General features: G+C 64.3%; 18 protein-coding genes. 12 read left to right on the forward strand and 6 right to left on the reverse strand.

Annotated features, from left to right (window positions below; all coding sequences use genetic code 11):
* Nucleotides 1-3: 3 nt before the first annotated feature.
* The 4 genes from ACI5KX_RS01860 to ACI5KX_RS01875 form a co-directional block, all read right to left on the reverse strand.
* A complete protein-coding gene (locus tag ACI5KX_RS01860) occupies nt 4-1,008 on the reverse strand; it encodes a ligase-associated DNA damage response exonuclease (protein WP_406808979.1) in 1,005 nt (334 codons plus the stop codon).
* 36 nt (nt 1,009-1,044) lie between these two features.
* Entirely contained in the window at nt 1,045-3,114 is a 2,070-nt protein-coding gene (locus ACI5KX_RS01865; RefSeq protein ID WP_406808980.1) for a prolyl oligopeptidase family serine peptidase, read from the reverse strand.
* Nucleotides 3,115-3,199: 85 nt separating this feature from the next.
* Nucleotides 3,200-5,590 (reverse strand): ATP-dependent Clp protease ATP-binding subunit ClpA, encoded by a 2,391-nt coding sequence (clpA, locus tag ACI5KX_RS01870; RefSeq protein ID WP_406808981.1) that lies wholly within the window; start codon nt 5,588-5,590, stop codon nt 3,200-3,202.
* Nucleotides 5,591-5,710: 120 nt separating this feature from the next.
* A complete protein-coding gene (locus ACI5KX_RS01875) occupies nt 5,711-5,914 on the reverse strand; it encodes a DUF1192 domain-containing protein (protein ID WP_406808982.1) in 204 nt (67 codons plus the stop codon).
* A 100-nt stretch (nt 5,915-6,014) separates the two neighbouring features.
* Between ACI5KX_RS01875 and ACI5KX_RS01880 the strand changes: the two genes are divergently transcribed.
* From ACI5KX_RS01880 to ACI5KX_RS01905, 6 genes are all read left to right on the forward strand, one after another.
* Nucleotides 6,015-7,037 (forward strand): NAD(P)H-quinone oxidoreductase, encoded by a 1,023-nt coding sequence (locus tag ACI5KX_RS01880; protein ID WP_406808983.1) that lies wholly within the window; start codon nt 6,015-6,017, stop codon nt 7,035-7,037.
* Nucleotides 7,030-7,671: a glutathione S-transferase family protein gene (locus ACI5KX_RS01885; protein WP_406808984.1), complete on the forward strand. Its 642-nt coding sequence runs from the start codon at nt 7,030-7,032 to the stop codon at nt 7,669-7,671. Before ACI5KX_RS01880 ends, ACI5KX_RS01885 begins: the two co-directional genes overlap by 8 nt.
* Nucleotides 7,672-7,777: 106 nt before the next feature.
* On the forward strand, nt 7,778-8,695 hold the full coding sequence (locus tag ACI5KX_RS01890; protein WP_406808985.1) for a UDP-2,3-diacylglucosamine diphosphatase: 918 nt from the start codon (nt 7,778-7,780) through the stop codon (nt 8,693-8,695).
* Nucleotides 8,696-8,739: 44 nt separating this feature from the next.
* Nucleotides 8,740-9,798 (forward strand): glycosyltransferase family 4 protein, encoded by a 1,059-nt coding sequence (locus ACI5KX_RS01895; protein WP_406808986.1) that lies wholly within the window; start codon nt 8,740-8,742, stop codon nt 9,796-9,798.
* Between the two features lie 104 nt (nt 9,799-9,902).
* Entirely contained in the window at nt 9,903-10,709 is an 807-nt protein-coding gene (locus ACI5KX_RS01900; protein WP_406811300.1) for a cell cycle transcriptional regulator TrcR, read from the forward strand.
* 130 nt (nt 10,710-10,839) lie between these two features.
* Complete coding sequence (locus ACI5KX_RS01905) at nt 10,840-12,504, forward strand: long-chain-fatty-acid--CoA ligase (RefSeq protein WP_406808987.1); 1,665 nt, start codon at nt 10,840-10,842, stop codon at nt 12,502-12,504.
* Between the two features lie 66 nt (nt 12,505-12,570).
* Here ACI5KX_RS01905 and ACI5KX_RS01910 read toward each other — a convergent pair whose 3' ends face one another.
* Both ACI5KX_RS01910 and ACI5KX_RS01915 read right to left on the reverse strand, forming a co-directional pair.
* Entirely contained in the window at nt 12,571-12,993 is a 423-nt protein-coding gene (locus tag ACI5KX_RS01910) for a polymer-forming cytoskeletal protein (RefSeq protein ID WP_406808988.1), read from the reverse strand.
* A 4-nt stretch (nt 12,994-12,997) separates the two neighbouring features.
* Nucleotides 12,998-14,176, reverse strand: a complete 1,179-nt coding sequence (locus ACI5KX_RS01915) for a peptidoglycan DD-metalloendopeptidase family protein (protein ID WP_406808989.1) — start codon at nt 14,174-14,176, stop codon at nt 12,998-13,000.
* Between the two features lie 298 nt (nt 14,177-14,474).
* Here ACI5KX_RS01915 and ACI5KX_RS01920 point away from each other — a divergent pair, with 298 nt between their 5' ends.
* The 6 genes from ACI5KX_RS01920 to ACI5KX_RS01945 all read left to right on the forward strand — a co-directional run bounded on the left by ACI5KX_RS01920 (nt 14,475) and on the right by ACI5KX_RS01945 (nt 20,276).
* Nucleotides 14,475-15,764 (forward strand): glutamate-5-semialdehyde dehydrogenase, encoded by a 1,290-nt coding sequence (locus ACI5KX_RS01920; protein WP_406808990.1) that lies wholly within the window; start codon nt 14,475-14,477, stop codon nt 15,762-15,764.
* A gap of 16 nt (nt 15,765-15,780) precedes the next feature.
* A complete protein-coding gene (locus tag ACI5KX_RS01925) occupies nt 15,781-16,428 on the forward strand; it encodes a nicotinate-nucleotide adenylyltransferase (RefSeq protein WP_406808991.1) in 648 nt (215 codons plus the stop codon).
* 66 nt (nt 16,429-16,494) lie between these two features.
* The gene (gene rsfS / locus ACI5KX_RS01930) at nt 16,495-16,917 is read left to right on the forward strand and encodes a ribosome silencing factor (protein WP_406808992.1); all 423 of its coding nucleotides are present in this window, start codon (nt 16,495-16,497) and stop codon (nt 16,915-16,917) included.
* 186 nt (nt 16,918-17,103) lie between these two features.
* Nucleotides 17,104-17,526: a 23S rRNA (pseudouridine(1915)-N(3))-methyltransferase RlmH gene (locus tag ACI5KX_RS01935; RefSeq protein ID WP_406808993.1), complete on the forward strand. Its 423-nt coding sequence runs from the start codon at nt 17,104-17,106 to the stop codon at nt 17,524-17,526.
* A gap of 4 nt (nt 17,527-17,530) precedes the next feature.
* Nucleotides 17,531-18,784 (forward strand): murein hydrolase activator EnvC family protein, encoded by a 1,254-nt coding sequence (locus ACI5KX_RS01940; RefSeq protein WP_406808994.1) that lies wholly within the window; start codon nt 17,531-17,533, stop codon nt 18,782-18,784.
* A 154-nt stretch (nt 18,785-18,938) separates the two neighbouring features.
* On the forward strand, nt 18,939-20,276 hold the full coding sequence (locus ACI5KX_RS01945; protein ID WP_406808995.1) for a S41 family peptidase: 1,338 nt from the start codon (nt 18,939-18,941) through the stop codon (nt 20,274-20,276).
* Nucleotides 20,277-20,284 lie beyond the last annotated feature (8 nt).

The raw sequence follows: 20,284 nt of genomic DNA on the forward strand, positions 1-20,284 counted from the left end.
CCGCTATTCATCTTCGTCCTCGCGCCCGACCAGCGCCAGAGCGCGGGCGCGGCGCTGGCCGAGCTCGCACCATCTGAGCAGCGCCTCCTCGCGGCCATGCGTGACCCACACTTCTGCGGGATCGACCTCGTCGATGGTGCGCGTCAGCTCGTTCCAGTCGGCATGGTCGGAGATCACCAGCGGCAGTTCGACATTGCGTTGCCGCGCGCGTTGGCGCACCCGCATCCATCCGCTTGCCATGGCGGTGATCGGGTCGGGCAGGCGGCGGCTCCAGCGATCGTTGAGCGCGCTCGGCGGGCAGACCACGATGCTGCCGCGCATGTCGTCCTTCTCGTGGTCGGCAACGAGCCGCAATTCACCCAGATCGACCCCGTGCTCCTCGTAGAGCCGGCACATCTTCTCCATCGCGCCGTGAAGGTAGATCGGATGGGCATGCCCCGCGGCGCGCAGTTCGGCGATCACCCGCTGCGCCTTACCCAGCGCATAGGCGCCGACCAGAACGCACTTGTCGGGATTGTCGGCGAGCGCCTTCAGGAGCTTCGCCATTTCCTCGGCAATCGGCGGATGGGTGAAGACCGGCAGGCCGAAGGTCGCTTCGGTGATGAAGATGTCGCACGGGGTGACTTCGAACGGCATGCAGGTCGGATCGGCGCGGCGCTTGTAATCGCCGGTGATGACGACCCGCTCGCCCGCATGCTCGAGCAGGATCTGCGCGCTGCCGAGCACATGCCCTGCCGGGATGTAGGTCGCGTCGACCCCGCCGCCGAGCCGGATCGTTTCGCCATATTCGACCGGGACGGCACCCTCGCGCGTGTTGTAGCGCAGTTCCATGATCGCCAGCGTCTCGGGCGTGGCAAAGGTCTTGCCGTGCCCGCCGCGCGCATGATCGGCATGGCCGTGGGTAACGAGCGCCCGGTCGACCGCGCGGCCCGGATCGATCCACACGTCGGCGGGGACGACCTGCACACCCCACGGTTCGGGGCGGATCCAGGAAAAGGGCGCGCTCATACACCTATGAACGAGCGCGCGGCACTTCCTATCCCGTCATTCTTCGGGCTTGTCGCTCCGGTATTTGTCGAACCATGCGATCACGGCAGCGGTCTTGGCCGCCTGCTGGCTTGGCGACATCGACAGGTCCGAATGGCTCGCCCCCGGCGTAACGACCAGGGCAGTGTCGATCCCCTGCACCTTGAGCGCACCGTAGAACTGTTCGGCCTCGCTGCGCGGGGTGCGGTAGTCCTCGTCACCGACCAGCACGAGAGTCGGCGTTGTGATATTGCCCGCCGCAGCCAGCGGAGAACGCCGCCAGTAGTCGTCCTGCTTCTCCCACGGCTGGCCCTTCATCCAGTACTTGCCGAAGAACGCGTAGCCGTCGCTCATCAGCGCCATGCTCGTCCAGTTGATCACCGGTTTGTACGATGCCGCGGCTGCAAAGCGGTCGGTCTGGCCGACGATCCACGCTGTGAGGATGCCGCCGCCCGATCCGCCGGTGACGAACAGGTTTTCGGGGTCGGCATAGCCCGCCGCGATCGCCGCCTCGACCGCCGCCATCAGTTCGGGATGGTTGGAAATCGGATAGTTCCCCTCGATCCGGTCGGCAAAGGCCTGGCCGTAGCCGGTCGATCCGCCCGGATTGGTATAGAGCGTGGCGTATCCCGCGCTGGCATAAAGCTGGTAATCGGAGGAGAAGCTGGGGCCGTAGGCAGCGTAGGGCCCGCCATGGATCTCGAGGATCAGCGGCACCCGCGTGCCCGCTTCGTAATCCGGCGGCAGCACGATCCAGCTCGGAATCCTCGTGCCATCGGCAGCGGTCACGTCGAGTTCGATCGTTTTGCCCAGCGTCTTGCCGCCCAGTTTCATGTCATTCAGCGAGGTCAGCTGCCGGTTGCGTCCGCCGCGCAGCACCGAGATATCAGCCGGGCGCATCGCGTCGCCGCTGGTGAAGGCGACGGTTCCGTCATCCGCGACGCTCCACTGGCCGCCGGCATAGGGCCGCGAGTAATAGGTATCGACCAGTTCGGCCCCGAGCGGACTCACCCGTCCCGAAGTCGACACGCGCGCGATGCGGTAACCGCCTTCCTCTTCGTAACCGATAAACAGCCCCGCATCGGTCCAGTCCATGCTGGTGATGTCGCGATCGAAGTCCGCTGCGATGCGGCGCTTGTTCGATCCGTCGCGGTCCATGAAATACAGGCCGCTCTGTTCGTAGGCCATTTCGCGGTCGTCGTAGCCGACATAGGCGATGGTCCGACCGTCCGGTGATATCTCGGGATGGCCGTCGGGACCGTTGCGGTCGGTCAGCGCGCTGATCTCGCCCGAGGCGACGTCGATCGAATAGATCTCGGTATCGACGCCTGCGAGCTCCCAGTCTTCATCGCGATTGCCGCTGATCAGGATCGCCTCGCCGTCGGGTGTCCACTCGAGCGCGCCGTCGTGGTGGCGGTCACCGAAAGTCAGCTGGCGCGGCGCGCCGCCGGTCGCCGAAACGACGAAGATCTGGGTGTAGCCCGATTTGAGATAGCCCGCGCCGTCGAAACGATAGGTCACCTTGTCGATGATCGTCGGGCCCTTCTTCCACTCGGCTCCCTCGGGCGGCGAAAGCGGCTTGCCTAGCGCGAGCGTCTCTCCCGGCACCCGCGCCGTGTAGGCGATCCGGCCTCCATCGGGTGACCAGCTGATCCCGCCCGGCCCCTCGGGCAGCGCGGTGATGTTGGCGCTTGCGCGCGAACCGAGCCACATCACGTGCAGTTCGGGCCCTCCGCCGCTTTCGGTCGAAACATAGGCGAGGCGGGTGCCATCGGGAGACCAGCGCGGCGAGCCGTGATACCCCTCGCCGGTCACCAGCGGCGTTTCCGCACCGCTCGCAACATCGATCATCCAGATCGAGGTTACGGGGGAATCGGTCATCACATCGTTGGTGCGGCGGACGTAGGCGATGGAGGAGCCGTCCGGGCTGATCTGCGGATCGCTCGCCACAGAGAGGTCGAATAGGTCCTTGCCGGTGAATTCCGTGCTGGGTGCGTCGCCGCTGTCCGGCGCGGCGTGATCGTCGGCCGCAAGCGGACTCGAAATCGCCAGCGCGGCTGCGGCGGTAAGGATGGTGCGTGCAAACATAATCGGCCCCCGAATTGCTTCGAGGGCCGATCAATCATGTTTTGGTGGTAGCTGTCCAGCCTTGTCGGACGATCAGCCGTCGGGATCAGGCGTCCTTGTCGTTGTCCGAGGCTTCCGGCTTCGGATCGGTGCCCTTGGCCGGAGGCGCCTTCTTCGCGGCCGGTTTCTTGCGCGGCTTGCGCTTCGGCTTCGTCTTTGGCGGTGCGGGCGTCAGCTCGAAGGAGGGCTTGCCGTCCTTCATCGTCACCGAAACCTCGCCGCCATCGGCAAGTTTGCCGAACAGCAGTTCTTCGGCGAGCGGCTGCTTGATCTTGTCCTGAATCAGGCGGCCCATCGGACGCGCGCCATAGAGCTTGTCGTAACCCTTGTCCGCCAGCCATGCACGCGCATCGCTGTCGAACTGGATGTGGACGTTCTGTTCGGCGAGCTGGAGTTCGAGCTCGAGGATGAACTTGTCGACCACGCGGGCAACAGTGCTCTTGCCGAGATAGGCGAAGGGCACGATCGCATCGAGGCGGTTGCGGAATTCCGGCGTGAACATCTTGTTCACCGCCTCGGTCCCGGCGTCCTCCTTCGAAACATCGCCAAAGCCGATGCCGCTGCGCGCCATATCGGATGCGCCGGCATTGGTCGTCATGATGAGTACGACGTTGCGGAAATCGACCGTCTTGCCGTGATGGTCGGTCAGGCGACCGTTATCCATTACCTGCAGCAGGATGTTGAACAGGTCCGGGTGCGCCTTTTCGATCTCGTCGAGCAGCAGCACGCAGTGCGGGTTCTGGTCGACCGCATCGGTGAGCAGGCCGCCCTGGTCGTAACCGACATAGCCCGGAGGGGCACCGATCAGGCGCGAAACGCTGTGGCGCTCCATATATTCGGACATGTCGAAGCGCTTGAGCTCGATCCCCATGATCGAGGCGAGCTGGCGCGCGACCTCGGTCTTGCCGACGCCGGTCGGACCGGAGAACAGGAACGAGCCGATCGGCTTGTCCGGATCGCGCAGGCCTGCACGGCTCAGCTTCATCGCGGTGGACAGGCGATGGATCGCCTCGTCCTGACCGAACACGACGTGTTTGAGGTCGCGTTCGAGATTCTCGAGCGCTTTCTTGTCGTCCTTGCTGACCGATTTCGGCGGAATGCGCGCCATCGTCGCGATTACGGCCTCGATTTCCTTGGCCGTGATCTTCTTCTTGCGGCGGCTCGGCGGCACCAGCATCTGCATCGCGCCGACTTCGTCGATCACGTCGATCGCCTTGTCGGGCAATTTACGGTCGTTGATGTAGCGCGCCGACAGCTCGACAGCGGTCTTGAGAGCATCGGGCGTATACTTGACGTTGTGATGCTCCTCGAAGGCGCTGCGCAGCCCCTTGAGGATCTTCACCGTATCCTCGATCGTCGGTTCGTTGACGTCGATCTTCTGGAACCGGCGCAGCAACGCGCGGTCTTTTTCGAAGTGGTTGCGGAATTCCTTATAGGTCGTCGAGCCGATGCAGCGGATCGCCCCGCTCGAAAGCGCGGGCTTCAGCAGGTTCGAGGCATCCATCGCCCCGCCGCTGGTCGCACCGGCACCGATGACCGTGTGAATCTCGTCGATGAAGAGGACCGCGTGCGGCATCCCTTCGAGCTCGTTGACGACCTGCTTCAGCCGCTCTTCGAAATCGCCGCGATAGCGCGTGCCTGCGAGCAGGGCGCCCATGTCGAGCGAATAGATCACCGCTTCGGACAGCACGTCCGGAACGTCGCCTTCGACGATCTTGCGGGCGAGGCCCTCTGCAATGGCTGTCTTCCCGACGCCGGGATCACCGACATAGAGCGGGTTGTTCTTGCTGCGGCGGCACAGGATCTGCACGGTGCGATCGACTTCGGGCCCGCGACCGATGAGCGGATCGACCTTGCCGGCCTCGGCCTTGGCATTGAGGTTGACGGTGAACTGGTCGAGCGCGGTTTCTTTCTTGTTGCCGCCCTCTTTCGACGCTTCGGCCGTTTCGCCCGCACCCTCTTCGGAACCGGTCGGCTGCTTGCTTTCGATCTGGCGGCCGCCTTTGCCTATGCCGTGGCTGATATAGCTTACGGCGTCGAGGCGGCTCATGTCCTGCTGCTGCAGGAAATAGACCGCATAGGAATCGCGTTCGGAGAACAGCGCCACCAGCACGTTGGCGCCGGTCACGGTGTCCTTGCCGCTCGACTGGACGTGCAGGATCGCGCGCTGGATCACCCGCTGGAAACCGGCGGTGGGCTGCGGATCGGCATCTTCCTCGGTCTTGAGCGACTGGTACTCCTGATCGAGATATTGCTTCACGACCTCGCCTAGCTCGGCAAGGTCGACGCCGCAAGCCGCCATCACCTGTGCGGCATCCTCGTCATCGATCAGCGCGAGCAGCAAGTGCTCGAGTGTCGCATATTCGTGCCGCCGCTCGGACGCATTGCCGAGCGCGTTGTGGAGGGTCCGTTCGAGGTTCTGGGCAAAACTTGGCATTCGGGAGTCTCTAGCAGGAGGGAGAGGAAGGTACGCTAAGTGACAGGGTGAAGGGCGATTTCACCATATATGGTAAGCGGTCGCACGATTGCGAATCCGTTTGCGAAGGAACGGCAAGGCTCACGTCGATTTGCCGCCGAACAGGGCGTCTGCCGCAGCGCGATGGGCCGCGGCTTTGTCGCGATGCGCCTTGACGCGTTCGATCTCGGCTTCGAGCAGCACGACGCGCTCGTCGAGTTCATCCTGCGAATAGGGTGCGAGGTCCTCGGTCGCGAGCTTGCTCGCGGCATCGCCCTTGGGGCGCGGAAGATCGCCTTCGTCCATGTGTTGTCCGAACATCGCAAGCCAATCGGCTTGCTGTCAATCCGCGAGGCGGTTATCGCGCGCGAATTGCAGAGGATTGGGGCAGATGGGGCACAGAATCATGGTTGAAGCGCAAGCCGCGAACCTTCCGGATACGATGCGCGCGATTGGTTTCGAAGCCCCGGGCGGTCCTGATGTGCTGGCGCTCGAAGACGTCGCCCTGCCCGAAGTGGGCCCGGAGGATGTGCTCATTCGCGTTGCCTATGCAGGCGTGAACCGGCCCGATTGCATCCAGCGTGCCGGCCACTATCCGCCGCCGCCGGGTGCCTCGCCGATCCTGGGACTCGAAGTGTCGGGCGAAGTGGTTGCGGTCGGCGGTGAAGTGCCCGGTGAACTGCTTGGGCAGACGGTCGCCGCGCTGACCCCCGGCGGGGGCTATGCCGAATATTGCACCGCGCCGTGGAACCATTGCCTGCCGGTTCCCGAGGGCATGGACCTAAAATCCGCCGCCGCGCTGCCCGAGACCCTGTTCACCGTGTGGCACAACGTGTTCGAGCGCGGCATGGCGAGAGACGGCGAGCGGCTGCTCGTCCACGGCGGCACGAGCGGGATCGGGACGATGGCGATCATGCTGGCCAAGGCGTTCGATCTCGAAGTGATCGTGACCTGCGGCGACGAAGCCAAGTGCGAGGCCGCGCGGCAGGTCGGCGCGGACCTCGCGATCAATTACAAGGAAGACGATTTCGTCGAGGTCGTGAAGGCTCACACCGGCGGCAAGGGCGTGAACATCGTGCTCGACATGGTTTCGGGCGACTACGTGCCGCGCAACCTGCAATGCCTTGCCGAGGACGGTCGCCACGTAACGATCGCGGTGCTCGGCGGGGCCAAGGCCGAAATCTTCATGCCGATGGTGATGATGCGGCGGTTGACGCTGACCGGATCGACGCTGCGCCCGCGTTCCGATGCGTTCAAGGCGGCATTGGCGGACGAGATCGCCGAGCACGCCTGGCCGCTTTTCACCTCGGGCGAGCTCGCTCCGGTGATGGACGAGACTTTCCCGCTCGCCGAGGCCGCCGCCGCGCATGCGCGCATGGAAGCAGGCGAACATATTGGCAAGATCGTGCTACAAGTAGCCGATGACTGAGCACTACATCCTCCACGAAGATCCCCGCAGCGGGAACTGCTACAAGATCAAGCTGACCGCCGCGCTGCTCGGCCTTCCGCTCGAAACCCGGCAATACGACATCATGAAGGGCGAGACCCGCACGCCCGAGTTCCTTGAACAGGTCAATTCGAACGGGCGCATCCCGGTGCTGCAGATCGGCCAGGTCGGATCCGGGGGCGAAGGCGCGCGCTTCCTGCCCGAAAGCAATGCAGCCTGCTGGTATCTCGCCAGCGGGTCGCACCTGATCCCCGAGGATCGGTTCGCCCAGGCCGACATGCTGCGCTGGATGTTCTTCGAGCAGTACAATCACGAACCCAATGTCGCGACGCTGCGGTTCTGGCTGCGGTTCGTGGGGCAGGCCAACCTCTCGGACGAGCAGCGCGCCCAGATCATGGCCAAGCGGATGGCGGGCTGTGCCGCGCTCGAGGTGATGGAAAAGCATCTCCACTCGCGCGCCTTCATGGGCGGAGACAGGCTGACGCTCGCCGATATCGCGCTGTTTGCCTACACCCACGTCGCCGAGGAAGGCGGTTTCGGGCTGGACGATTATCCCGCCATCCTGCGCTGGATTGGGCGGGTGCAGGACGCGCCCGGTTTCGTCGCGATGGACTGACGCCAAGCTGTCGCACTTTCGCATAACCGTCACGCGTCTGTGAATCGCGTGTCACAATTCCATGCCACCGAAGTTGCGGATGAATTTCGCAACTCGGGAGCATTCGATGACCGATTCTGTCTTTGCCGCATTCGACAATGTCGCCAGTCTCGACCCGGTCGAGCCATCGATTCCGGAACCTACAGCACCCGAAAAGGGCGGACCCGAACGGACCAGATACCGCACGATCTGGATCAGCGACGTCCATCTGGGCACCAAGGGCTGCAACGCGCAGATGCTGATCGACTTTCTCGATCGCACCGACAGCGAGACGATGTATCTCGTCGGCGACATAATCGACGGCTGGCGGCTGAAGAAGAAATTCTACTGGCCGTCCGAACACAACGACATCGTCTGGCGCGTGATGAAGCGCGCCAAGCGCGGCACGAAGATCGTCTACATCCCCGGCAATCACGACGAGATGTTCCGCCAGTTCACCGGGCTCAATTTCGGCGGGGTCGAAATCCGCCGCGCGGCTTTCCATGATACCGCCGACGGACGGCGGCTGATGGTGCTGCACGGTGACGAATTCGACGCGGTGATGCTCTCGCAGCGCTGGCTCGCCTTCGTCGGCGATTGGGCATATCACGCCGCGATGAGCCTGAACCTGGTGGTGAATTCCATTCGCAGGGCGTTCGCAATGCCCTACTGGTCGCTGTCGAAAGCGGCCAAGCACAAGGTCAAGAACGCGGTCGAGTTCATCGGCAAGTATGAAGAGGTCGTCGCCCGGGCGGCCGGCGAGCGCGGGGTCGACGGGGTGGTGTGCGGGCACATCCACACCGCCGAATTCCGCTCGTTCGAGCACGATGGCCGCACGATCGAATACTGGAACGATGGCGACTGGGTCGAAGGCTGCAATGCGCTGGTCGAGCACCACGACGGACGGATGGAAATCCTCCACTGGGCGGACATAATGCACGAGCGCGAGCGCCGCGAAGAGGCCTTGTCTGCTCACGACGCCGAACGCGAGCTGGAAGCTGCGTGACGCGCGGCGGCGCGAATACCCCCAATGCAAACGAGGAGCGCCCGATGCCCCATTCGATAGCGATCGTGACCGACGCGTGGTATCCGCAGACCAACGGCGTGGTGCGCACGCTGTCGACTACCTGCGACATGCTGCGCGATTGGGGTCATGAGGTCACCGTCATCTCGCCCGACCAGTATCGCTCCTTTCCCGCGCCGACCTATCCCGAGATCCGGCTGGCGGTGACGATGCCGGGTGCAGTCGGCCGCAAGCTGCGCCGGATCAAACCCGACGCGATCCACATCGCCACCGAAGGTCCGCTGGGCCTTGCCGCGCGGCGATACTGCATCCGGCGGAAAGTGCCGTTCACCACCGCCTATCACACGCAGTTTCCCGATTATCTCGCGCGGCGCACCGGCTTGCACGCGCGCTTCTTCTGGCCCTACATCCGCTGGTTCCATCGCCCGGCGCAGCGGATCATGGTCGCGACCGAGACGATCCGCGCGCAACTGCGCGAGCAGGGCCTGACCCACCTGAGCCACTGGAGCCGCGGGGTCGATCTCGCCAGCTTCTCGCCCGCTGCGCCGCCTCCGCCCGAGTATGCCGGACTCGAGGGCCCGATCCTGCTCTATGTCGGACGGGTTGCGGTGGAGAAGAACATCGAGGCCTTCCTCGCCTGCGACTATCCCGGCAGCAAGGTCGTGGTCGGCGATGGACCGGCGCGCGCCGCGCTCGAAGCGAAGTTTCCCGACGCGCTGTTTCTTGGCAAGCGCACCGGGCAGGACCTCGCCGGGTGTTACGCCGGGGCGGATGTGTTCGTCTTCCCGAGCAAGACCGACACCTTCGGCCTGGTCATGATCGAAGCGCTCGCCTGCGGCACGCCGGTGGCCGCCTTTCCGGTGCCCGGACCGCTCGATATCCTGAATGAAAAGGTCGGCGCGATGTCCAATGACCTCGCGCGGGCGATCGACGCAGCGCGCTATTGCGACCCGGGGGAGTGCCTCGAGCGCGGTCGGCATTTCAGCTGGGAGGCGGCGACGCGGCAATTCCTCACCGCGCTCGTTGCCCTGCGCGAGGACGAGTGCGCCTGGCTGCAGGCCGATGCTGCGATCCAGCGAGCCTGAGGCGTATTTCCTTTCGCTTGCCGTTTACGATGACATCGCCTATCTAGGGCGTTGCAATGGCCGCTCCGAAAGGGGCGGCCCTTTACATTTTTACGGAGATTTCCATGGCCCAGGCCAACACCCAGCCCAAGCCGCTGATGCCGCACGCGACCGCCACCTGGCTGGTCGATCACACCGGCCTGTCGTTCGAACAGATTGCCGAATTTTGCGGGCTGCACATCCTCGAAGTGCAGGCGATGGCGGACGATCTTGCCGGCAGCAAGTATACCGGCCGCGATCCGGTCCACGCGGGCGAGCTGACCCTCGAAGAAATCGAGAAGGGGCAGGCCGACTCCGAATACTCGCTCAAGATGCACAAGGCGCCGGTCGAGGTGACCCGCACCAAGGGCCCGCGCTACACGCCTGTGTCGAAACGTCAGGACAAGCCCGATGGCATCGCCTGGATCCTGCGCAACCACCCCGAAGTGTCGGACGCGCAGATCTCCAAGCTTATCGGCACGACCCGCAACACGATCGGCGCGATCCGCGAGCGCACCCACTGGAACATCCAGAACATCCAGCCGAAGGATCCGGTGACGCTCGGCCTGTGCTCGCAGCGCGAACTCGATGCGGTCGTTGCCAAGGCGGCAAAGCGCGCAGGTATCACCGAAGAAGTCGAGGCTCCGACGGATGGCGATACCCGCAGCGACAAGGACAAGCTGATCGAAGAGCTGCGCGCCGAGCGCGAAGCGAACGTCAAGGCTGCGGCAGAAGCGGCTCAGGAAGCCGAGGCCGAAGCCTGGCTTGCCGCCAAGCGCGAGGCCGAGGCCAGCGGTGCCGACACGATCGATCCCGAAAGCGGTTTTTCGACCCCCGCTGCCGAATCCGAATCCGAATCGGAAGATGAAGAGGCCGAGGCAGACAAGGCCTGAGGTCCCGATCGAGCACTCCGGCGCGTCGTGATCGGCGCGTCGGCTTCACAGTCTGACCGATGTACGAATTCCGCGAAGTGCGGCGCGGTTTTGCTTGTGCGAAACCGGCCCATACGGCATGTTTATTGACATGGATGTCAGTAAAGCCCCCTACCATCATCCGAAACCGTGGGACACGCAGTTCGAGTTGATGAGCCTGCCCGAAATGTTCGGGCGGACGACACGCGAAAACCCTGCCGCGCCGTTCCTGCGCTTTCTCGGTCGCACCTACAGCTACGGCGAAATTTTCGAAGAGGCGCAACGCTTTGCCGCCGGGATGGCGGCGATGGGGATTGCAAAGGGCGATCGGGTGGGGCTGTTCCTCCCCAATGTCCCGATCTACGCCTCGGCCTATTACGGGGCGATGATGGCCGGTGCAGTCGTGGTGAACTTTTCGCCGCTTTATACGGTCGAAGAGCTCGCCTGGCAGGTCGGCGACAGCGGCACGCGCGTGCTCGTTACGCTCGATGTTCCGGAGCTCTACGACACCGCATCGAAGGTGCTGGCGAGCTCCGACCTCGAAACGCTGGTGGTCGGGCGCCTTTCCGACATGCTGCCTTGGCTCAAGGGTGCGGCGTTCAAGCTGCTGAAACGCAGCCAGATCGCCGAAGTCGAATACGGTGCTGCCGTGCGCGGCTGGAAAGATTGCACCCCCGCCTCGCCCGCGCCCGACATCACGATCGATCCGGCCGAGGACCTTGCCCTGCTGCAATATACGGGCGGCACCACCGGGCGGCCCAAAGGGGCGATGCTCGGACATAGCCAGCTTGCCATGAACGCCCAGCAGGTCGCGTCCATCAATCCGTTCGGCGATCCGCGCGGCGAAGTATTCATGGGGGCGCTGCCGTTCTTCCATGTTTTCGCGAACACGGCGCTGCTCAACCACGCGATGGCGACCGGGGCTTCGATAGCGATGGTGCCGCGCTTCGAAACGAAGCAGGTCCTCCAGACCATTGCCAGGGATCGTGCAACCGGGTTTCCCGGCGTGCCGACGATGTTCCAGGCGATGCTCGATCATCCCGACCTTGCGAAGACCGACATGTCCTCGCTCAAGGTTTGCATATCCGGCGGCGCACCGATGCCGGCGCAGGTTCACGACCGGTTCGAGGAAGCCACAGGCGTCCGCGTGGTCGAGGGCTACGGCCTTACCGAGAGCTCGGGCGTGGTCTCGGCCAACCCGTACGAAGGGATGCGCAAGAAGGGCACGATCGGCCAGGTCGTTCCGGGGACCGAAGTGATCCTGCTCGACAAGGAAGACCCCTCGAAGCTCGCACCCGAAGGAGAGCCGGGCGAACTGGCGATCCATGGACCGCAGGTGATGCGCGGATACTGGAACCGCCCCGAAACCGATGCGGACGTCTTCGTCCAGCGCGACGGCAAGCGTTACCTGAGGACCGGCGACGTCGCGGTGATCGACGAGGATGCGTTCATCGCAATCGTCGACCGGATCAAGGACATGATCGCGGTCGGCGGCTTCAAAGTGTTCCCGAGCGTGGTCGAAGACGCGATGCTCAAGCACGAAGCCGTCAAGGAAGCGCTCGTGATCGGCGTGCCCGACGACTATCTTGGCGAGGTCCCGCGCATCTATGTTGTGCTCGAGCCGGACACCGACATCGGCGCCGACGCGCTCAAAGGCTGGCTCAACGACCATGTCGGAAAGCACGAACGGGTCGACAAGGTGGTGATCCGTGAGGAGCTGCCGAAGACCATTATCGGCAAGCTCGATCGCAAGGCCCTGCGCGCCGAAGTCCTCTAGCCAGATGCGAAAGCGCCGCGGACCATCGCTGGCCGCGGCGCTTTCAAATGACCTGAGCGATACCGCTTACTTGGCGATTTGCAGTTCCGATTGGTCGGGAGCGGTCGGGTTGTTGGCGGGCTTCGCCGACGCCGTTGCCGGAGCCGCGGCTTTCGCCGCATCGCGGCGCGCATTCGGCGCGAACCGGCCATCGACCTGAGCGCCCTGCTCGATCGTCAGCGCATCGTAATGCACGTCGCCTTCGATCTTGGCGGTCTTGAGGATCACCAGCTCCTTCGCGTTGATCGATCCGACCACTTTGCCGGCAAGCCGGGCGGTGTCGGCCATGATGCCGCCCTTGACCTGGCTCGATTCGCCCTGGACCAGCGAGGCGCACTTGATGTCGCCTTCGATCGTGCCGTCGACATGAAGGTCGGCGGACGCGGTGATGTCACCGTGAATCTTGATGTCCGATCCGATCACCGAAAACGTGGAATTGTTGCTTGCCATGGGTTTACTCACCGGTCTTGGCGCGGGTGGTGCGGACCGAACTGGCTCCGCGGACTTCTTTGAGAACATCGGGGGCGGTCTCCAGGAACGGGCGCGGATTGATCGCGCGGTTGTTGATACGGACTTCGAAATGAAGGTGCGGTCCGGTCGAACGACCGGTGCTGCCGAGGCCCCCAAGCGTGTCGCCGGCTTCGACAGCCTGACCCGGCTTCACATCGATGCGTGACATGTGGGCATATCGCGTCATCAAACCGTTTTCGTGGCGGATTTCGACAGACTTGCCGTATCCGGCCTTCCATCCGGCGAACTGAATCTCGCCTTTGGCAGCGGCAAAGATCGGCGAACCGCGCGCTCCCTTGAAATCGATGCCGTTGTGCATCGCGCCGCGGCGGGTGAACGGATCGCGGCGATAGCCGAAGCCCGAAGTGATTGTCTGAACGCTAGCGGGAACGACCTGCGGTACGCCTTCTAGCGCGCGCTCGAGGGCATTCATGCGGGAGAGGCTGAGGCCGAGCCGTTCGAAGCGCGGATCGATCGAGCCGTCGGCCGAGGTTGCGAGGATTTCCAGCGGTCCACCGACGCCGCTCTGGCGCTCGATGTTGCGGGCCATGGCGGCAGGATCGAGGTTGAGCTTGCGCAGCGCCGCTTCGGCGCGCTTGGCCCGCCAGTCGGCGAAGCGGGTGAGGCGTTCGACCAGCGCGAGCTGGCGCGCCTCGATCTCTGCAAGACCGCGTGCCTGCGGGAACATCGCGCCGACTTTCTCGACCGTTTCGGTGGCAGCATCTGATGAATCGGTCACGTTGCTGTCGAAATTGCGCACATCCTCGGGGAGCATTTCGCTCATCGCGTCGAGCGCATCCTGCCGTGCGTTCAGATCCTCGACCACGCGGTCGAGATCGCTGCCATATGCTTCGAGCCGCTCCTGCGCGGTGGCGACACGCGCTTTTTCATCCTGGAAGGAAGCAAGATCGGCCTCGGCCTGATACTTGTTCCAGGCCATGACGCCCATCGAGCCGGCCCAGACCAGGGCAAGCGCCGCAGCAGCACCGGCGCCTGCCATCTGGACGCGCGACGATATCTTGATGAAGCGGACATGACCCTGCGAGCGCATGAAGAATTCGCGATCGGGGAACCACTCACGTAGTCGTTCACCCCACGGTCGTGCGGATTTTGTATCTGACAAAGCGGCCCCGATTGATTTTTATCTCTGGCGATCCCTTGCGGTCGCTAACAACCCTATGCCGCGCGGTCGAACGGAAGTGTTAACGCTTCCGGCGAGTCGAAACCGAATCGCGATGAAGCGTTCATGTGGGAGAAATCTCCGCCGAGAAGTCGTCAAACGCCGTGTCGCAGAAAGCAGCCCAGCCCCACTTTTCGGGAAAGGAAGGGAGGGTTCTGCATTGATTCGGTACACCCATTCACTCGCTTCCGCGCGCGCTGCGCCGGCGGAAATGAATTGACGCAACCAACAAAGGCCCCACATGACGCAGACCATGACTACGCAATCCGCTCCCCAGGCACTCGACCCCGAAACACTGATTTCCGAACTGGCGAAGGCCGGCCGCGCGGCCCAGCGCGAACTCGCCGGAATGACGAGCGAGGCGCGTGCTGCCGCTCTCAAGCTCGCCGCCAGGCACCTGCGCGACGACCGCGCCGAGATCCTCGAAGCCAATTCCAAGGATCTCGAAGCTGGCCGTGAAAGCGGCCTCTCGAAGGCCATGCTCGACCGGCTGGCGCTCGACGATGAGCGGCTAGAAGGCATCGCTGCCGGAGTGGAAGCGGTGGCCAGCCTGCCCGATCCGGTGGGCGAGGTGATCGACACGGCAGAGCGCCCCAACGGGTTGAAACTTTCGCGCATCCGCGTGCCGATCGGTACCATCGGGATCATCTACGAAAGCCGCCCGAATGTGACCGCCGATGCCGCCGCGCTGTGCGTGCGGGCCGGCAATGCTGCGTTGCTGCGCGGAGGCAGCGAAGCAGTGCACTCGAACCGGGCGATCCTAGCGGCTTTGACCGCAGGGCTCGAAGAAGGCGGTGTTCCCGCCGCGGCCGTCCAGCTGATCCCGACGCAGGACCGCGCCGCCGTTGGCGCGATGCTGACGGCTTCTGGCCTGATCGACATGATCGTCCCGCGCGGCGGGAAAGGCCTTGTCGCCCGCGTCCAGTCTGATGCGCGTGTGCCGGTTCTGGCCCACCTCGACGGGATCAATCACACCTATGTCCACTCCGCCGCTGACCCCGCAATGGCCAAGGAAATCGCGCTCAACGCGAAAATGCGCCGCACGGGTATTTGCGGTGCGATGGAAACCCTTTTGGTTGATTCCGAATATAGTGAAGCCGCCGATCTGGTTAAGTCGTTGCTCGATGGAGGAGTCGAAATCCGCGGCGATGAGCGCATCAAGGCTCTCGACGACCGGATCGTCCACGCGAGCGCGAACGATTGGGACACCGAATATCTCGACGCTGTTCTCTCGGTCGCGATGGTCGACGGGATGGAGGATGCGCTTGCGCACATCGCGCGGCATTCATCCTCGCACACCGATGCCATCGTCACCTCGGATGATGCGGTCGCCGAAGAATTCCTCACCAAAGTCGACAGCGCGATCGTGATGCACAACGCCTCCTCGCAATTCGCCGATGGCGGCGAGTTCGGCCTCGGCGCCGAAATCGGCATCGCGACCGGACGCCTACATGCGCGCGGTCCTGTCGCGCTCGAAGGGCTCACGACCTACAAATGGCTGGTGCGCGGCACTGGCCAGGCACGACCGTAACTTAACAAGGGGATAGGTGCTGCTACGGACGGGGCTGTTAGGCGGGAGCTTCAATCCTGCGCATGGCGGGCACCGCCGGATCACACGTTTCACCATCGACGCGCTTGGACTCGACGAGGCGTGGTGGCTGGTATCGCCCGGCAACCCGCTCAAGCCCAGGAAAGGCATGGCCCCGCTGGTCGCGCGGCTCAAATCGGCCGAAAAGCAGGCGCGGCGCGCTCCCATCGTCCCGACCGCGATCGAGCGCGAGCTCGGCACGCGCTACACGGTCGACACGATCCGCGCGCTCAAGCGACGCTATCCCAAGCGCGAATTCGTGTGGCTCATGGGGTCCGACAATCTCGCCCAGTTCCATCGCTGGAAACGCTGGCGCGACATCGCCCGGACAATGCCGATTGCGGTCATCGCCCGCCCGGGTTATAACGGTGCTGCCATGGCGAGCCCCGCCATGGCCTGGCTCAGGCGCTATACCGTGTCTGCCGCCAGTTTTCGGAAACGGGGGCAATGGAGCGCACCGGCACTGGTGTTATTGCGTTTCGATCCGGACCCACGCTCGGCCACGGCCATTCGCCGTGCCAATGCGGATTGGGCCTCTGACTATCGAGGCGCTGCGGTGCGCGATCGGCTGACGTTCAGCCTCATCCAAGATCGGGAGGATGCATGAGACGCCATTCAAGCGTGTCTGCCCGCCTGTTCAACTGCCCTGCAATCTGGAGAACCATGCTTGCCTATGACACAGGCACAAACCGCTTCGGCGAATGCCGGGGCAACGAAAGCCGCACATTCCGTGGCCGCCGCTAAGATGACCAGCGGCGAGCTTCACGATCTCGTGCTCAAGCAGCTCGACGACGATCAGGCGCAGGACGTCGTCTCGATCCCGCTCGAGGGCAAGAGTTCGATCGCCGATCACATGGTGATCGCCAGCGGCCGGTCGACCCGGCAGGTTGCGTCGATGGCGCAAAAGCTGGCCGAGAAGGTGAAGCAGGAAGGCTTCGGCCCGGTGCGGGTCGAAGGCCTGCCGCAGGCCGACTGGGTGCTGATCGATGCCGGCGACGTCGTCGTGCATCTGTTCCGCCCCGAAGTGCGCAGCTTCTACAACCTCGAACGGATGTGGTCGTTCGAGGGGGGCGAGCGCGCCGCGGGAAGCGCGTAGTCTTTCCGCACCCCATCGGGGGTGCGATACTCTCGCTCACGCGGCCTGAAGGCCGCATCGCTGCGGGCGGCGTTGTTGTCGCGCTATCGCTTCGCTACTTGACCGCTGTTCGGCCTTTAAAAGGCCGCAAAGGCGACCGCCCCTCGGAGGCATTGGCGAAAGCCAATTGCCGTGAGAGAAAAAGAAATGCTTCTTCACGTCATCGCTCGCGGAAAGATCGCCCGTTCGCCCGAGGCGGAGCTGGTTGCGCGGTACGAGAAGCGCATGACGTGGCCGATCAAACTCACCGAACTGCCCGAAACCGGGGGTAAAATCCCTGACCCGCAGGCACCGTGCAAGACCGTGCTGCTCGACGAACGGGGTACGGCGCTATCGTCGGACAAGCTCGCCAAAACGCTCGAAAATTGGCGCGACACCGGTACGCGCGAAACCCGGTTCATGCTCGGTGCGGCGGATGGGCATTCGGATACCGAGCGCGCCGACGCGGACCTGCTGCTCGCATTCGGGCCCGCCACATGGCCGCACCTGCTCGCCCGCGCGATGCTGATGGAACAGCTGTACCGCGCCACGAGCATTCTTGCCGGGCACCCCTATCATCGGGCAGGTTGAGCGGGTGAACAGAACCACTCTCTCGCTTACGCTTGCCACCGGTGTCGCTCTTGCCGCGCTGGCCCTATTCGTGCCGACGGGCAGCGCGCAGCGCGATGTCGGCTTGCTCGACCCGGTCGAGGCGCAGGCACAGCTCGAACGCGCCACCCGCGAAAGCCAGCGCGCCGAAGCTCGTGCCCAGCGATTCCAGCGCGAATCCGAACAGGCGATCGAAGCGGCGGACAAGGCGGCGCGCGAAGCGGCTGCCATCGCTGCACAGATCCAGCGCGCGGAGGCCGATATCGAAGCGGCGCGTGCGCGCTATTCGCTTGTCCGTGCCGATCGCGCCGCGCTTTCGGACCGCCTCGCAGAACGCCAGCAGCCTCTCGTGCGGCTTACCGGGGCCTTGCAAACGACATCGCGCCGCCCGCTTGCGCTCTCCGCGCTCCAGCCGGGATCGCTCAAGGACCTCGTCTATGTCCGCGCGGTGCTCGACAGCGCGGTGCCGCAAATCCGCGACCGCACCGCGGCTTTGCGCGGCGAACTGGAAGAAGGGCGCAGGCTGGAACGTCAGGCCGTGCAGGCGCTCGAAACCTTGCGCGCCAACGAACTGGACCTGCAGGCCCGCCGCGAAGAGCTGGCGCAACTCGAAACGCGCCAGCGGCTTGCCTCGCGCGAAGCCCGTAGCTCGGCCTCGCGAGAGAACGAACGGGCGCTGGCACTCGCCGAAGAAGCGCGGGATATCGACGGGCTGATGGGGCAATTCGATGCGGCTGCGAGGCTGCGCCGCGAGCTCGCGGTCCTGCCTGGGCCCGTCCTGCGCCCTGCAAACCTTGGCGAGAACGGGTCTGCCTCGGCCGCGACATCGCAGCCCGAGCCCACTCCTTCGGCATCACCGACCACCGCCGCCGCACCGCCGTCCGATTTCCAGCTTCCCGTGCAGGGCCGCACGCTCGCAGGTTTCGGCGAACAACGCGGAAGCGGGCTGCGCAACACCGGAATCCAACTGGCACCGGCGCCGGGTGCCCAGGTTGTCGCCCCGGCGGCGGGCCGGGTGGCCTTTGCCGGGCCGTATCGCGGTTATGGCCGGATCGTGATCATCGAGCATCCGGGTGGGTGGACGAGCCTTGTCACCGGGATGGCGCGGGTCGATGTTGCGGTCGGCGGCGAGGTGATCGGCGGCAGCCCGCTCGGCGTGGCGGGGGGAGAAGACCCGGCGATCACGCTCGAATTGCGGCGCGAGGGCGAAGCCGTGAACCCGCTGCAATTCCTCGGTTGATCGCCTGAAGCCGTTTCGGGCCCGCATCCGTATCTGTTAGCAGCCACCGCGCGAATTGCCCCGTCGCGGGACGCCCGATGCCACTCGTCGAAGTTATCTGGCGTTCAGGCGCACCGTTCTATACGTTGAACTTCAAAAGGAGCCTTGTGAGTCCATGAAAATTCCCGCTCTTCTGAAGAACACTGCGCTGATCGCAACCGGGGCCGTGCTGGCGACCACCACCACCGTCATGGCCCAGGGCGATGCCCGCGGCGATCCCGAGTTCTCCAAGGTTTTCGCGGTCTACCAGCGGATCAAGACGAGCTATGTCGAGCCGGTCGAGGACGATGTCCTGATGCGCGGCATGATCGACGGGATGCTGACCGCGCTCGATCCGCATTCGGGCTATCTCGACGGCAGCGATTTGCAGCGCCTGAACACGATGATCGACGGCAATTATTCGGGCCTCGGCCTGTCGGTCCAGATGGAAGACGGCGCGGTCAAGGTGATCTCTCCGTTCAAGGGCAGCCCGGCGGACAAGATGGGCATCAAGGCGGGCGACTTCATCACCCATCTCGATGGCGAGCTGATTTACGGCGGCGATCTCGACGATGCGGTGGCGCGGATGCGCGGCAAGGCCGGGACGTCGATCCAGCTGACGATCTTCCGCCCCGGGCGTGACGAACCGTTCGACGTCAGCGTGACCCGCGGCGTGATCGAACTCGAGCCGGTGACGTTCGAACTCCAGTCGGGCAATGTCGGCGTCATCACCGTCAACGAATTCTCGGCGGACGTCGGAGCCGACGTGTTCCGCGCCTGGAGCGAGCTGCAGGATCAAGCGACCGGCCGGATGAGCGGACTGGTGCTCGACCTGCGTTCGAATCCGGGCGGTTCGCTCGACGAAGCGGTGGCGCTGTCCGACCTGTTCCTCGACGAGGGCCGGATCGTATCGCAGCGCGGTCGTGCGCGCGGCGAAACGCTGCTCTACGATGCCGAAACCGTGTTCCGCGGCGATATGGCCGCGGGTGTTCCCGTGATCGTGCTGATCGATGCCGGTTCGGCCTCGGCGTCCGAGATCGTTGCCGGTGCCCTGCAGGATCACCGCCGCGCGCTCGTCATGGGCGAACGCAGCTTCGGCAAGGGTTCGGTGCAGTCGCTGCTGCCGCTCGGCCGGGACGCGGCGCTCAAGCTCACAACCGCTCGGTATTACACGCCCAAGGGCAAGTCGGTGCAGGAAGGCGGGATCAAACCCGACATCACCGTGCCGCAGATCAGCGACCCCGATTTCGCGCTCCGGCAGAAGTACCAGACGCGCGAGAGCGACCTGCGCGGCCACCTGATCAACGAGCTCGGCATCAAGGACGAAGAGATGGAAGTCGATGCAGTCGACGATCCGCGATTCAAGCTGACCGCCGAACAGCTCGAAGAGCAGGGCATCGAGGATTTCCAGCTGCACTACGCGCTCGAAACCCTGCGCCGCACGACCAAGAGTTCGGTGGCGCTGCGCAAGTAAGCCCACTA

The organism is Erythrobacter sp. GH1-10, from assembly GCF_045363165.1.
GTDB lineage: Bacteria > Pseudomonadota > Alphaproteobacteria > Sphingomonadales > Sphingomonadaceae > Erythrobacter.